This window comes from Streptomyces sp. NPDC041796, assembly GCF_055590785.1.
This window is the reverse complement of the sequence record NZ_JBVJAH010000026.1, coordinates 62776-76860: the sequence shown is the minus strand read 5'-3', so window position 1 is coordinate 76860 and position 14085 is coordinate 62776. Positions and strand designations below refer to the sequence as shown.

Here is a 14085-nt window from a genome sequence, read left to right as displayed (position 1 = left end):
CCTCTTCCCCTCTGCACCCGTCTGGGGGGGCGGCGCCGTCGTGCCCCCCCCCCCCCCCCCCCCCCCCCCCCCCCCCCGACCGGCACCGGGCCTGCCACAGGGCCTGTCCCGGAGCTGACGGGTCGGTCATCGACCGCGGCCACTAGCCGCGCATCCCGCACACCGGCTGAGACGCGTCGCCACCGGCGCGTCCCCGCACCGTCCTTCCCGACCGGTCCTCGCGGACCGGAACGACGCGGCCTCAGCGTTCCATGCCGCTCACTGACGGACGGGACGCGCGGCGACGTGCTCCCCGCGGCCGGCACGGTCATCGGGCCCGCCCACCGGATTCCGCCGGGAGCCGACCGTCTCCCGGATCGTGTCCTCCACTTCTCGTTCCTCCGCTTCCGTGACGCCACGGAAGCGCGGTACACGTGCCTGTTTGATCCGTTCGACGGCCGCCAGGAAGTCGCCGGTCGTGAGCGGAGTACGCCCCGCGACCGCCGCTCGTACGGCGGCATCGACGACGGCGTTCTTGATGTCCCGCCCGCAGATGTCATCGGCGCTCGCCGCGAGCCGCACGGGGTCGACGCCCGGGTCCAGCGGCAGCGCGTCCACGAGGTGCCGACGCCAGATCTCCGCCCGCGTCACGTGATCCGGCAGGGTGAAGCGGATGTTACGCACCCGGGTCTCGAACGCCTTGTCGTAGTTCTCCACGAGGTTGGTGGCGAAAACGACGATCCCCTGGAAACGCTCGAGACAAATAAGAAGCTGACTGCGCATCGAGTTGATGGCTTGCTCGGACCCTTGCGTCACATCGGTGAGGCGCCGCGAGAGCAGCGAGTCGGCTTCGTCGATGAAGAGCAGCGACTCGGTCTCCTCCGCCGCGCGAAAGAGCCTCTGTACGTTCTTGGGGCCGTCGCCGTGATACTTGCTCTCGATCTCCGCGTAACTGGCGACCAGAATCCGCCGCCCCACCCGGTCGGCCATGGCATGGGCGGCCAGCGTCTTCCCGGTGCCCGGCGGGCCGTGGAAGTTCAGCGCGGTCCGGGGAAAGGGCTCGATCTCACGCAGCCCCCACTCCTCGAACACCCGGTCCCTGACGCTCAGTACCTGCACCGCTGCCAGCAGGTCGGACTTCACCTCGTCCGGGACGACGAGCTGGTCGAAACCGAAATGCGGTGCGCTCGGCGCGTAGCGGTGAGGCTCGTCCACGCGTCGGTCCGCCTCCCGCCCCCCGTTCCCGATCGAGGCGCCCGCCCCGTTCACGGTGAGGGTGAACGCGGCCGTACCCACGGACTCCGCGAGTCCGTTCGCCGCCGTGAGCAGACGGGACCGGCAAATCGCCGCCACGTGCTCAGGGGTGGCTGCCGGTATTCCGGAGACCGTGAACACCGGCCCGGGATTCGCTCCCGCCGCTTGCCGCACCGGAGTGTCCGCCGGCCGGCGGCTCACGTCGCTCACTCGTAGATCACCAGCTCGTGTCCACGGTGGACGTGGTCGAGCGTGGCGTCCACCTCCTTCGTACGCATGGCCCGCCCCTCCACCAGGCGGTCGGTGCGCTTGTTGAAAATACCTTGCACCAGCCGGTATTCGCCGGACTCCTCTTTCGTCTTGATGGTGAAGGCGACGTTGTCCCGGTCCGATTCCTTGATCTCGTTACGGCTGTGGAACCAGGAGACGATCTCGTCGTAGTAGACGATGACCAGGACCACGACGGACAGGGCGGTGGCCGCCATGACGATCACGGCCAGCAGCGGAAGAGGCACGATTCATCCCTATTCGACGATCAGGAGCTCTTGCCCGGCGAAGGCGTCCGACAGCTCTGGGTCCAGGCTCCGCGCGATGAGCTGCCGGCCGAAGGGTTTGCCGTCGACCTTGGTGACCAGGCCGTGGGACCGGTCGAGGAACACCTGCACCAGCTTGGCGCCCTCCGGGTGCGGCAGGAGCAGGATCGCCCCCTTGGCCACGCGAGAGCTCTTGGGGCGGTGCTCGATGAAGTACGACATCGCGGCCTCGTAGGTCAGCTCGTCGACGATGTCGGGCCGCAGTGGCAGGAATTCTTGGATCCACTCGGCGGTGGTGTCCACCAGTTCCTGGAACTTGGCGACGTCTTCGAGCGTCGGGCCGCGCTTTCCCTTGGACAGATCGGAAAGGCTCCTCAGCCATTCCACGTCGATGCGCACCATGTCCCCCCTGGGTCCGGCGGGTCACCAGTATGACCGCCGCACGGTTCTTCCCGACGCCTCTCTGCCACCGAAATCGTGAAGGTGGTCGTCCGCTCGCTTCCCGGACCCCTCCCGCCATGCGTATGTGCTGCTCACCGCATTATGGCAGGCGTGTTCGAATGTGGTTCCCTCGCTACGAATGGCGTGTGGTGCCGTCATGCATCTGTACCAGTCCACAGGGTGCCCGCCGTTCGGACGGTCGGCGGATGTGCGGAGGCGGACCGATGGGGTGACTCAAGTGCCGCTCGTGCGGTGCTCGCGGCGGGTCCGTGCCGGCAGGCGCCGAGTCGTGAGGGCGACCCGGTGCTACTGGATTTCTATTAACCCCAACGAGTGGTGTGAATTCAGATTGTCGGTGGCAGCGCACAAGAATGACGAACCTCCCGGCCGTTGGAGGTCTCATGTCCCGCCCCACCTCGCCCCCGTCGAACATGACCACCTTGGGTTGTGCCCTTTTCGCGACCCGCTGGCTCCAAGCACCCCTGTACTTCGGCCTGGTGGCGGCGCAGGGCGTGTACGTCTACAAGTTCTTCAACGAGTTGTGGCACCTCATCCACCACGTCATCAGCGGGCACGCGGACGAGACGCACGTCATGCTCGCCGTCCTCAAGCTCGTCGACGTGGTGATGATCGCCAATCTGCTGATCATGGTGATCGTCGGGGGGTACGAGACCTTCGTCTCGCGGATCGGCCTTCAGGGGCACCGGGACCAGCCCGAGTGGCTGTCGCACGTCAACTCCAACGTGCTGAAGGTCAAGCTGGCCACCGCCATCGTCGGGATCTCCTCGGTGCACCTGCTCCAGATGTTCGTCGACGTGCACCACACGCCCCGGCACGACCTGCTCTGGGGGACGGTCATCCATATGGCGTTCATCGCCTCGGCGGCGATCCTCGCGTACATGTCCGGGCCCATGGCCGCGCACGAGGCCAGGGCGCACCCCCTGAAGGAGGCGTCTCAGGACGTCGTCGTTCCGGCCCAGCGGGACAAGGAGCGGGAGGTGCTGGAGGAGCCCGGGGGCGGGGCGGAGGAGCGGATCGAGGCCGCGGGGTTCCCCGTCCGGAAGGCGCTGGAGATGTTCGACGACGGGCATCTGCGGGCGCCCGAGCCGCAGGTGATCGCCGGGCTGGGCAAGGTCGACTTCATCGCGCGGAAGGCGAACGTGGTGCTGCTGGGCGGCCCGGGCACCGGCAAGACCCATCTGGCCATCGCCCTGGGCGTACGGGCGTGTCAGGCCGGTCATCAGGTGCTGTTCGCCACCGCCGCCGAGTGGGGCGCCCGGCTCGCGGACGCCAAGGCCGCGGGGCGGCTGCGCGAGGAGCTGGCCCGGCTGGACGCGTACCCGGTGCTCGTCGTGGACGAAGTCGGTTACGTGCCCTTCGACCCCGAGGTGGCGCACCTCTTCTTCCAGCTCGTCTCACACCGCTATGAGCGGGGCTCGCTGATCGTCACCGGCAACCGGCCGCTCGGCCGGTGGGACGAGGTGTTCGGCGACAGCGCGACGGCCTCCGCGACGGTGGACCGGCTGGTCCACCACGCGGAGGTCATCACCCTCGACGCCGACAGCTATCGCACACGCCGTTTGGCCCCGAGCCTTACTCGATGACGAGCTGGACCGGGATGTTGCCGCGCGTGGCCTTGGAGTACGGGCAGTACGCGTGGGTCTTCTCCAGCAGGTCGCGGCCGGGCTCTCCCTGGAGGTGGTCCGGCAGCTCGACGCGCATCACGACCGCGAGGCCGAAGCCCCCGTCCGTGTCCTTGCCGATGCTGACCTCGGCGGTGACCGAGGCGTCCTTGACGTCGATCTTCTCCTGGCGGCCTATCGCCCCCATGGCGCTGGCGAAGCACGCGGCGTACCCGGCGGCGAAGAGCTGCTCGGGGTTGGTGCCCTGGTCGTTGCCGCCCAGGGCCTTGGGGAAGCCGAGGGGAAGGTCGATCTGGCCGTCGGAGCTGACGGCACGGCCTTCACGGCCGTTGGCGGTGGCGACAGCGGTGTAGAGCGCGTCCATGAGGGGCTGTCCTCTCGTGGGAGGGGAGGTGGAGTGGATCGGTGCTCCATTTATAGCGCGCCATTCAGTTGTGCACAACTAAATGGTGCATGCGGGTTGTGTCGTACCCTGGACCCATGGACACGCTCGGCACTGTGCGGGACGAGGACTTCCTCCGCCTCGACCACCAGATCTGCTTCTCGCTGCACGCCGCCACACGCGCCTTCAACAGCGTCTACCGCACCGTGCTCAAGGACCTCGGCCTCACCTACCCCCAGTACCTGGTGATGCTGGTCCTCTGGGAACACGGCGAGCTGCCCGTCAAGCAGATCGGCGAGCACCTGCGGCTGGACTCCGGCACCCTGTCGCCGCTGCTCAAGCGGCTGGAGGCCGCCGGGTACATCGAGCGGCGCCGCAGCCCCGAGGACGAGCGGTCCGTCACCGCCCGGCCCACCCCGGCCGGCACCGAACTGCGCGAGCGAGCCCTCGGCGTACCGCGCCGGATCGCCGCCGCGACCGGGATGCCGCTGGAAGAAGTGCGCGCCCTGCGCGCCCGCCTCAACGAACTGACCGCCGCCCTCGACGTCGCCGAGGCGGGCGCCCTGTCCGAGGACTGCGTCACCGAGCAGTGAGGGCGGGGCGAAACTCGCTTGGACCGGTCGGGCCGGCGGACCTACGGTTCGCCCCATGATCAACGAGCTGCGCCTGGAGCCCATCACCCCCGCCAACATCGACGCCGCGATGGACATCCGGGTCCACCCCGACCAGGAGCACCGAGTGGCGCCGGTCGTGCGGTCACTCGCGGAGGCGTACGTACACCCCGACACCGCCTGGCCCCGCCTGATCCTCGACGGTGACCGGCCGGTGGGCTTCCTCATGGCCTATTTCGACATCGACTTCGCCGGCGAAGGCCGCGCCGGTGAAGGCCCCGACCTCCGCTCCGGTCTCTGGCGCCTGAACATCGCCGACGGGGAACAGGGCCGTGGATACGGCCGCTTCGCGGTCGAGTGCGTGGCCGCCGAGATCCGCCGGCGTGGCGGCACCCGCATGACGACAAGCTGGGTCCCGGGCGAGAACGGGCCGGAGGACTTCTACCTCAAGCTCGGCTTCCGGCCGACCGGAGAGACCAGCGGAGACCAGCGGGTGGGCGAGCTGATCCTGACCTGACCCGAGCCGGGCGCGGTGCGGCCGGTGCGGGTGGGTGGTGGGGGTGGGTGGTGGGGTGTGGCCCCTCCGGGCTCACCTCCTCGGCGCCGGCGGCCTTGGGTCACGAGCAAGGTGGCCCCGCATAGGCCGCCAACGCCTGCGGGGGCGACCCTGCACGGCCACACCCCGGTCGTACGCCGGGTGCGGGCCGGTGGTACTTGTAAGACGGCGAGGAGGGGCCGTGCAGGCTCGCCCCCGCTGGGGGTCCCCCCACGCCCCCCAGGGCGTAGGGGGACGATCGGCGGCGAGATACGGCTCCGAGTCCGGCTCGGTGCCGCGCCGACGGCGAGGAGGTGAGCCCGGAGGGGCCCCGACCCGGAACGCCGGCATCAGCGTCGGACGATGCCTCGTACGACGCCGAGGTCCAGCAGATCCTGGGGGCGCAGGCGGAGTTGTTCGGCCGTGCGGGGGGCGTCCTCGGGTGGGCGTTTCAGGATGGCCGCCGCCAGTTCCGGGGCGATCACCGAGAAGTAGCTGTCCGGCGTGGCCCACGTGTGGTCCGGCGCCGCCAGGGCCAGTGCCCCGCCCGAGCCGCCCTCGCCGATCAGGAGGGTTGTGAGGGGGACACGTGCGGCCGCGACGGCGGCGAAGGCGTCCGCGATCGCCGCGCCCGCGCCCTCCCGTTCCGCCTCCGCGTCGTTCGCGGCGCCCGGGGTGTCGACGAGGGTCAGCACCGGGATGCCGAGCCGGTCCGCGAGCCGGATCACCCGGGCGGCCGTGCGGTAACCGGCCGGGCGGGTCGCCGTGCCGCACTGGGCGACGTACGCCACCGCCCGCCCGTCGGCGCGGAGCCCGATCCCGGACAGCAGCCCCGGATCCGTACCGCCGCAGCGGTCGCCGACCAGGGGCAGCCGGGTCGTGAAGTACGCGTCCAGGTACGCCTCGGCGCGGGGACGGGCGGGGTCACGGGCCTGGCGGACCGCGTCCCAGCCGGTCGCGGGGAGGGGTGTGCCGGACAGGGCGGAGGGTGGCGGGACCTCGTCGGCGGGGCTCGTCAGCGCGGTCAGCCACCGTGTGACCGTTTCACGCAGGTCCTCGGGGCGTACGACGGCGTCGACGTGCCCCGCCGCAAGCTGGCCCTCGGCCGTGTACGCGGCCGGCTCGGCGTCCGCGGGCCGCACCCGCGATCCGGCGAACCCGATCTGCGCCCCGGGCAGTGCCAGGATCACGTCGGCGCCCGCCCCGACCGTCGCCCACCCGCCGCCGGTCGCCGGGTCGCGCAGTACCGCGATGTGCGGCACGCCCGCCTCGCGCAGCAGCACCGACGCGCGGGCCACCCGCTGGAGCTGGGTGAGCGCGACCATGCCCTCCTGCATCCGGCTGCCGCCCGTCGCGACGAGGGAGAGCAGCGGGACGCGCTCCTCGCGCGCCACCCGGTACGCGTCCTCCAGGCGGTCACCGGCCCGCTCGCCCAGCGACCCGCCGAGGAAGCCGAACTCGAAGGCGAGGACGGCGCACGGGCGGCCGCCGATGGTCGCCGTGCCGTAGACGACGGACTCGGCCTCGCCGGTCCGGTCGGCCGCGCGGGCGCGTGAGGCGCCGTAACCCTCCCACGACAGCGGCCCGTCGGGCGCGCAGGAACGGGCGGGCGGCGTGCGTTCCGTGAAGGAGTCGGTGACCAGCGCGATGACCTCGCGGGCGGTACCGCGGTCAGCCATGGAGCGCCCGCTTCATGATCTTGCCCAGGTCGTTGCGGGGCAGGACGTCGAGGTAGCGGACGGTCCGGGGGCGCTTGTGCGGGGCGAGTTGCGCCGCCACGTGGTCCGCGAGGACGTCCGCCGCGGGCGGGTCGTCGGGGTCGGCGGGGACGACCCAGGCGACGATCCGTTCGCCCAGGTCGGAGTCCGGTTCGCCGGTCACGGCGGCCTCCCGCACTCCGGGGTGGTCGAGGAGGGCGTTCTCGATCTCGCCCGCGCCGATCTTGTACCCGCCGCTCTTGATCAGGTCGGTCGCCTTGCGTCCCACGATCCGTACCGACCCGTCCGGGTCCCTGATCGCCATGTCGCCGGTGCGGAACCAACCGCCGTCGAAGGCGGCCGCCGTGGCGTCCGGCCGGTTCAGGTACCCGGTGAACAGGTTGGGCCCGCGTACCTGGATCTCGCCGACCGTCTCCCCGTCGTACGCGGTGATCTCCGTCCCGTCCTCCTCGACCAGGCGCACGGCGACCCCGGGGAGGGGCACGCCGACCGAGCCGGTGCGCGGCTCGATGTCGTCCGCCCGGACGCTGGTGTTCATGAGCGTCTCGGTCATCCCGTACCGCTCGATCACACGGCGGCCCGTCAGCGCGGCGATCCGCTCGTGGTCGTGGAGCGGCAGCGCCGCCGAGCCGGAGACCAGCAGCCGCGCGCCCGCCAGCGCCTTCCCCAACTGCGGGTCGTCCGCCAGGGCCTCCGCGATGCGGTGGTACATCGTCGGGACGCCGAACAGCATCGTCCCGCCGCCCGACAGCTCCCGCGCCACGCCGCCGGTGGTGAACCTGCCCAGGTGGCGCACCGCTCCGCCGCGCCGCAGCGGGCCGAGCACGCCCAGGATCAGCCCGTGGACGTGGAAGAGCGGCAGGGCGTGCACGAGGACGTCGTCGGACGTCCACGTCCAGGCGTCCTCCAGGGCGTCGAGGGTCGCGGCGATCGCGCGGCGGGGGAGGACCGCGCCCTTGGGCGCGCCGGTGGTACCCGACGTGTAGACGATGAGGGCGGGAGCCTCGGCGTCCTCCGGCTCCGGCGGGGGCGGTGCGTCACCGTCCGGGGTGACGTCGATCCTGGGCAACCGGCCCAGCGGCGCGGGCAGTTCGTCGCCGGGTGCCGCGAGGACCAGGGCGGGGCGGCTGTCGGTGACGATGTGCGTCAGCTCCCGCTCGCCCGTCTTCGGGTTGAGCGGTACGGCCGGTACGCCCGCGAGCAGCGCGGCGACCACGGCGACGGCGGTCTCCAGCGTGGGCGTGGCCCAGACCGCGACACGCTCGGCCCCGTCCAGCCGGGCGGCCAAGGAGCCCGCGGCGGCGCGTAGTTCGCCGTAGGTGAGCGACCGGTCCCCGAATCGCAGGGCGGACCGGTCGGATCCGGCGTCCAGGGCCGGAAAGAGCGAACTCACTCGTCGTCCTCCTCGCAAAGCTGCACAGGGCTGTTCATCCGCGGTCACAGGCCCCACCATTCTCCCCGCCGGCGCGCAGAGGGAAGCGATGCCGCGTGTGCTGTTCGCCGCAGTTCCGGCGCTGCTCGTGCCGGGTAGGGCCCAGGCCGGCGAGACCGTACCCAGCCGTGATCCGGTCGTCCTCGCGCACGGCTACAACGCCGATCCCGGTGGTGGGGAGGATCGGCGCTGCCGTCCGCGTCCCGTGGTGACCGTCAGGTCGGGGTCGTGCTCCTGGTGCCGTCGTCCGTGGCCGTCACGCCGTCCGGGAGGGTGATCGTGGCGTCGACCTGTCGGGCCCCACGGCGGTGGGCCGCAGGGTGGTGAGGAGCCGGTCGGCGACCGGGCGATGCTCGCCTGTGGGGCGAGGGCGCGCGGCATCGGCGGGTCCGCCGTGCATACCGGTCAGGTGCAGCGGGCCGCACACCTCGGTGTGGAGACGGGCCGGTACGGCGGGGCGTCGGGCCCACGCCGGCCGTGCTCGGGGTCGACGACCGTGGGGACGCCGGTCCGCGCGTCCGTCGGCTCGGCGGCGTGGCCGGCCGGTGGAGGTGCTGCGCGGGTCGGGGCCGGTACCGGGCGTCGGGCACGGCTCCGGGCGGTGCCGGAGCCGCCCCCGGTCATCCGTGCGTCACTCGGCCTCGGTGAGCGGGTTGAGGGTGATGGGCTGGACGCGGCCCTCCAGCATGGCCCCGAGCCCCAGTACGGCGCAGATGTCGGGCCGTTCCGCGATCTGCACCGGCATCCCGGTCGCGTTGCGCAGCATCTGGTCCAGGCCGGGCAGCAGCGCGCTGCCGCCGACCATCATGATGCCGCGGTCGACGAGGTCGGCGACGAGGTCGGGCGGGCAGTCGCGCAGCACCTTGCCGATACCGTCGAGGACGGCGGTCAGCGGGGTGTGCAGGGCCTGGCGTACGGCGGCGGTGTCGACGAGCACGGAGCGGGCCAGGCCCGTGGCCACGTCCCGCCCGTGGATCTCGGTGGACGCCGGGCCGTGCGGGGTGAGGCCGTTGCCGTGCAGGGCGAGCTGGAGGGGGCGTACGGACTGGCTGGGCAGCATCAGCTCGTGCTGGTGGCGCAGGTACTGGATGACGGCGTGGTCGATGGCGTTGCCGCCCACGGGGATGCGTTCGGCGGTGACGATCGCGCCGAGCGACAGCACGGCGACCTGGGTGGTGGCCGCCCCGCACACCAGGATCATGGTGGCCGTGGGCTGTTCCACCGGCAGTCCGCAGCCGACCGCCGCCGCGATCAGCGTGTCGACCAGTTCCACCCGGCGGGCGCCGAGCCCGACGAGCGTCTCGATGGTGGCGCGCTGGGCGAGCGGGTCGCTGTCGTGCGGGGTGCAGGCGGCGGCGCGCAGCATGGGCTTGCGGCGCAGCTGGCGGCGGAGCTTCTCGCCGAGGAGGTGGCGCAGCATCCGCTGGGCCATCTCGATGTCGACGACGCTGCCGCCGGAGACGGGGCGTACGACACGGATGTAGTCGGGGGTGCGGCCGGTCATCTTCTCCGCGAACTCGCCGACGGCGATCAGCGCGCCGGTGCGCGTGTTGACGGCGGCGACGCTCGGCTCGTCGACGACGAGTCCGACACCCTTGACGAAGACCCGGGTCCTGGCGGCCCCCAGGTCGACGGCGACATGGCAGCGGCGCAACTGCTCGAGACTGACGGTCACGGTGCGGATCCTCCCGGGGAGCGGTACGTCCTCGCATCGTGCGTGCACGGGGCGTCCGGCGCGCGCCGGGGAAGCTGACGGGGTGACAGACAGCGGCCGAAGGAGCTACGACGCGCCGGGCGCCGGTACGAGCCGCTGGAGCAGCCCCCAGGTGAACTCGGCCACGCAACGCGCCCCGCCGGGCGGTGTGAACGCCAGCCGCCACCGGGTGGGCGCGCTGCCTTCCAGCGGTTGGGCCGGCGGAAAGGCGCGGGCCACCTCGTCGACGGTGCAGCTCCAGGGGCGCAGGTCGGCGAGGGTGCGCAGTTCGGGGCCGGCCGCCCCGGGGGCGCGGACGAGCCACTCGTTCCACACCGGGCCGCCGCCGGGCGCGGCCAGCACCTCGAAGCGGAGGTCGGGCCAGAGCGGTACGGGCCACAGCAGCGCGTCGCACTCCAGGTCCCCGATGGTGCGGCGGGTCCGGGACTCGGGCTCGCCGAGCACGGAGCGGTAGCGGGTGAGCGCGCCCCGGGACCTGGGGGAGCGGGTCATGGCCTGCCAGCGGCGGTTGGCCTCCCGCATGTCGGTGATCGACACGCCCAGGGCATGGCGGGCGTCCTCCACGAGGCCGGGCTGGTGATCGGCCATCCGGCGCAGCAGGACGAGCTGGAAGTCGAGGGGGCCAAATGGGGCGGAGGGGGTGCCGGAGGCTCTCATGCCGACATCCTGCCCCTTCCGTATGAATCGAGCGGCGCGCCGGGTGTTGGTCGTTTCCACACAGGATCCTCACAGTCGCGGGTACCTCCGGCGTCCCGCCGCCGCATAATCTGCGGGCGCCATGGATTACTGCCACCAGTGTCAGCGGCACCTCAACGGCGCCCTGGCCTGTGCCGGGTGCGGTACGCCCGTCGAGGAGCTCCGGCACGACGATCCCCAGATGTCCGCGGCGGACCACGTCTACGAGCTGGAGCTGGACGAGGAGCATCCGCCCGCGGGGCCCCGTCGTGCGCGTGGGCAGGCGCGCCGCGCCCAGCCCGCCCCCCGGCGGGCACGCCCGGCGGGGCGCAGGGCGCGCAAGCGGCGGGGGCGCAAGCTGCTGGTCGGGGTGGCCGCCCTGATCCTGGCGGCCGGTCTGCTGAGCCTGGCCGAGCTGGCGATGGAGCACCCCGGCGAGGACGGTGCCGCCACCGCCGTACGGCAGGACGACGTGGCGGTGCCGCAGCCGCCGCCCGAGCAGCCGGAGGGCTCCGAGGCGCCGGACGGCCCGAGCCCGGTGACCGAGCCGGTGTCGTCGGCCTCCGCGTCGGGCGGCCCCGAGGAGGCTCCGGGGACCGGGACCGAGGAGTCCGGCGCCCCGTCGGGCACGCCCGGCAGGTCCGCCTCCGCGCCCGGGGGCGAGCCGGGCGGCGACCCCTCCGCCCCGCAGCCGTCGGGCGACCCCGAGGAGCCGGCCGGCCCGGACGCCCCGGAGCAGGGCGATCCGTCTCCGGAGGAACCGCCGCCGGGTGACCCCGGCAAGCCCGACAATCCCGGCAAGCCAAACGAACCGGCCCCCGAGGAGCCGGCGCCCGACGACCCCCCGCCCGCGGAGCCCGGCCCGGAACCCACGCCGACCGAGTCGTGCGACTGGTTCCTCTGGTGGTGCGTCTAGGCGTTCCCTGAGGCTCGTGTTCCCTGGTCCTGGAACGCCGCCCCGCGGGTGTGCCCCTATGTGCCCGCGTCCGCGCCCAGCATCCGGCGCAGCAGGTCCCGCAGGGCCGTGCGCTCGGCTTCCGAGAGGGTGGCCAGGGGCTCGCGGGCGAAGTCGAGGGAGTCCCGAAGGCGGCGGGCGGTGGCGCGGCCCTCGTCCGTGGCGGCGGCGATCTTGACCCGGCGGTCCGCCGGGTCCGGGCGGCGCTCCACCAGGCCGCGGGCCTCCAGCCGGTCCACGATGCCCGTCACATTGGACGGCTCGCAGCGCAGCGACTGCGCGATGCGGCGCATGGGCGTGGGCTGCAGGGCGAGCAGTCCGAGGACACGCGCCTGTGCGCCGGTCAGGGAGTGCTGCGCGGCGGCCTGCTCGTACTCCTCGTGGTAGCGGGCCACCACCGTGCCGATCAACTCGACGACTTCGAGGGTGAGCGGGTCTGTGCGTGTGCTGGGCATGGCACCAGGATACCCATTTACTTGACAACCTTAAATATCCAGGCGCATGGTTGTTTCAGGTCGTGAAACAAGCATCGTGTGAAACAAACACGACGTGAAGCAATACCAGGAGGCACGCAGCATGTCCGCTCTTCCCGCGTCCGGCCGCGAATGGCACCTCGTCGCCCGCCCGCACGGCTGGCCCGAGCCCGGGGACTTCGCCCTCCGGGAGGCGCCCGTCGCCGAGCCGGCCGAGGGCCGGATACTCGTCCGCAACCTGCACCTCTCGGTCGACCCCTACATGCGCGGCCGCATGAACGACGTGAAGTCGTACGTGCCGCCGTTCCAGCTCGACCACCCCATGGACGGCGGCGCCGTCGGTGAGGTCATCGCCTCCAACGCCGAGGGCTTCGCGGTCGGCGACCACGTCCTGCACGGTCTCGGCTGGCGCGAGTACGCCGATGTGAACGCCAAGCACGCCACCAAGGTCGACGCCTCCCTCGCCCCTCTCTCCGCCTACCTCGGCGTCCTCGGCATGACCGGCCTGACCGCCTATGCCGGGCTCTTCGACGTGGCGTCCTTCAAGGAGGGCGACGTCGTCTTCGTCTCCGGCGCGGCCGGCGCGGTCGGCAGCCAGGTGGGCCAGATGGCCAAGCTCAAGGGCGCCTCCCGGGTCATCGGCTCGGCCGGTTCCGACGAGAAGGTCAAGCTCCTCACCGAGGAGTACGGCTTCGACGCCGCCTTCAACTACAAGAACGGCCCCGTCGCGGCGCAGCTCAAGGAAGCCGCCCCGGACGGCATCGACGTCTACTTCGACAACGTCGGCGGCGAGCACCTGGAGGCGGCCATCTCCTCCCTCAACGTGCACGGCCGCGCGACCATCTGCGGCATGATCGCCCAGTACAACAGCACCGAGCCGACCCCCGCCCCGCGCAACCTCGCGCTGGTCATCGGCAAGCGGCTGCGCCTCCAGGGCATGCTCGTCGGCGACCACGCCGCCCTCCAGCCGCGGTTCGTCGAGGAGGTCGCCGGCTGGCTGGCCTCCGGCGAGCTCAAGTACAAGGAGACCGTCGTCGAGGGCATGGAGAACGGCGTCGAGGCCTTCCTCGGCATGCTGCGCGGTGAGAACACCGGCAAGATGATCGTTTCACTCACCCGATAGGCTCACCTCCAGCCCGCCGCGATCGTGGGCGCGAATCGCGGCGCCACACAGGAGGAAACCTCTTACATGTCGATCCAGCAGTCCGACGTCCTGTACACCGCCGTCGCCACCGCCGAGAACGGGCGTGACGGCCGCGTCGCCACCAACGACGGCAAGCTCGACGTCGTCGTGAACCCGCCCAAGGAGATGGGCGGGTCCGGCGAGGGCACCAACCCCGAGCAGCTCTTCGCCGCCGGTTACAGCGCCTGCTTCCAGGGCGCGCTCGGTGTCGTCGCCCGCCAGGAGGGCGCCGACATCTCCGGCTCGACGGTCACCGCCGAGGTCGGCATCGGCAAGAACGCCGAGGGCTTCGGGATTACCGTCAAGATCTCGGCGAAGATCCCGAACGTGAGCGCCGCCACCGCCAAGGAGCTCATCGAGAAGGCCCACCAGGTCTGCCCGTACTCCAAGGCCACCCGCGGCAACATCACGGTCGACCTCGACGTCGCCTGATCACCGCGCCGTACGGGAGCGTACGTACGTGACGGAGGGCCGCACCCACCCAGGGTGCGGCCCTCCGCTCGTACGGTGCCGGCCGTCGGTGCCCGCCGTCTCCCGTGCGACCGGGCCGCCCGTGA

General features: G+C 72.0%; 15 protein-coding genes. 6 read left to right on the top strand and 9 right to left on the bottom strand.

The window, feature by feature from the left end; genetic code table 11:
• Window positions 1-258: 258 nt before the first annotated feature.
• The 3 genes from ACZ6C1_RS34435 to ACZ6C1_RS34425 all read right to left on the bottom strand — a co-directional run bounded on the left by ACZ6C1_RS34435 (window position 259) and on the right by ACZ6C1_RS34425 (window position 2168).
• The gene (locus ACZ6C1_RS34435) at window positions 259-1332 is read right to left on the bottom strand and encodes an ATP-binding protein (protein WP_469246614.1); all 1074 of its coding nucleotides are present in this window, start codon (window positions 1330-1332) and stop codon (window positions 259-261) included.
• A gap of 107 nt (window positions 1333-1439) precedes the next feature.
• Entirely contained in the window at window positions 1440-1748 is a 309-nt protein-coding gene (locus ACZ6C1_RS34430) for a hypothetical protein (protein ID WP_469246613.1), read from the bottom strand.
• 9 nt (window positions 1749-1757) lie between these two features.
• The gene (locus ACZ6C1_RS34425) at window positions 1758-2168 is read right to left on the bottom strand and encodes a hypothetical protein (protein ID WP_469246612.1); all 411 of its coding nucleotides are present in this window, start codon (window positions 2166-2168) and stop codon (window positions 1758-1760) included.
• Window positions 2169-2608: 440 nt separating this feature from the next.
• Between ACZ6C1_RS34425 and istB the strand changes: the two genes are divergently transcribed.
• A complete protein-coding gene (gene istB, locus ACZ6C1_RS34420) occupies window positions 2609-3811 on the top strand; it encodes an IS21-like element helper ATPase IstB (protein ID WP_469246611.1) in 1203 nt (400 codons plus the stop codon).
• Here the strand turns inward: istB and ACZ6C1_RS34415 are convergent.
• Window positions 3801-4214 (bottom strand): organic hydroperoxide resistance protein, encoded by a 414-nt coding sequence (locus ACZ6C1_RS34415; protein ID WP_469246610.1) that lies wholly within the window; start codon window positions 4212-4214, stop codon window positions 3801-3803. The genes istB and ACZ6C1_RS34415 overlap by 11 nt on opposite strands.
• Before the next feature lie 116 nt (window positions 4215-4330).
• Between ACZ6C1_RS34415 and ACZ6C1_RS34410 the strand changes: the two genes are divergently transcribed.
• A complete protein-coding gene (locus ACZ6C1_RS34410) occupies window positions 4331-4825 on the top strand; it encodes a MarR family winged helix-turn-helix transcriptional regulator (RefSeq protein WP_469246609.1) in 495 nt (164 codons plus the stop codon).
• Window positions 4826-4880: 55 nt separating this feature from the next.
• Window positions 4881-5360 carry a GNAT family N-acetyltransferase gene (locus tag ACZ6C1_RS34405; RefSeq protein WP_469246608.1) on the top strand — a complete coding sequence of 160 codons (480 nt, stop codon included), beginning with the start codon at window positions 4881-4883 and terminating at the stop codon, window positions 5358-5360.
• A 368-nt stretch (window positions 5361-5728) separates the two neighbouring features.
• On the opposite strand, the gene ACZ6C1_RS34400 is transcribed toward ACZ6C1_RS34405, so the two are convergent.
• The 4 genes from ACZ6C1_RS34400 to ACZ6C1_RS34385 all read right to left on the bottom strand — a co-directional run bounded on the left by ACZ6C1_RS34400 (window position 5729) and on the right by ACZ6C1_RS34385 (window position 10899).
• Window positions 5729-7057, bottom strand: coding sequence for a carboxyl transferase domain-containing protein (locus ACZ6C1_RS34400; protein WP_469246607.1), 1329 nt, complete (start codon window positions 7055-7057; stop codon window positions 5729-5731).
• On the bottom strand, window positions 7050-8489 hold the full coding sequence (locus ACZ6C1_RS34395) for an acyl-CoA synthetase (protein WP_469246606.1): 1440 nt from the start codon (window positions 8487-8489) through the stop codon (window positions 7050-7052). Before ACZ6C1_RS34395 ends, ACZ6C1_RS34400 begins: the two co-directional genes overlap by 8 nt.
• A 670-nt stretch (window positions 8490-9159) precedes the next feature.
• Entirely contained in the window at window positions 9160-10203 is a 1044-nt protein-coding gene (mreB, locus tag ACZ6C1_RS34390; protein WP_469246605.1) for a rod shape-determining protein MreB, read from the bottom strand.
• A gap of 105 nt (window positions 10204-10308) precedes the next feature.
• On the bottom strand, window positions 10309-10899 hold the full coding sequence (locus ACZ6C1_RS34385; protein WP_469246604.1) for a hypothetical protein: 591 nt from the start codon (window positions 10897-10899) through the stop codon (window positions 10309-10311).
• A 121-nt stretch (window positions 10900-11020) separates the two neighbouring features.
• Here ACZ6C1_RS34385 and ACZ6C1_RS34380 point away from each other — a divergent pair, with 121 nt between their 5' ends.
• Window positions 11021-11833 (top strand): SCO2400 family protein, encoded by an 813-nt coding sequence (locus ACZ6C1_RS34380; protein ID WP_469246603.1) that lies wholly within the window; start codon window positions 11021-11023, stop codon window positions 11831-11833.
• Between the two features lie 56 nt (window positions 11834-11889).
• On the opposite strand, the gene ACZ6C1_RS34375 is transcribed toward ACZ6C1_RS34380, so the two are convergent.
• A complete protein-coding gene (locus ACZ6C1_RS34375; protein ID WP_469246602.1) occupies window positions 11890-12327 on the bottom strand; it encodes a MarR family winged helix-turn-helix transcriptional regulator in 438 nt (145 codons plus the stop codon).
• 121 nt (window positions 12328-12448) lie between these two features.
• On the opposite strand from ACZ6C1_RS34375, the gene ACZ6C1_RS34370 reads away from it, so the two are divergent.
• Both ACZ6C1_RS34370 and ACZ6C1_RS34365 read left to right on the top strand, forming a co-directional pair.
• Window positions 12449-13468 (top strand): NADP-dependent oxidoreductase, encoded by a 1020-nt coding sequence (locus tag ACZ6C1_RS34370; RefSeq protein ID WP_469246601.1) that lies wholly within the window; start codon window positions 12449-12451, stop codon window positions 13466-13468.
• 66 nt (window positions 13469-13534) lie between these two features.
• Window positions 13535-13960, top strand: coding sequence for an organic hydroperoxide resistance protein (locus ACZ6C1_RS34365; protein ID WP_336318157.1), 426 nt, complete (start codon window positions 13535-13537; stop codon window positions 13958-13960).
• Window positions 13961-14085: the final 125 nt, after the last annotated feature.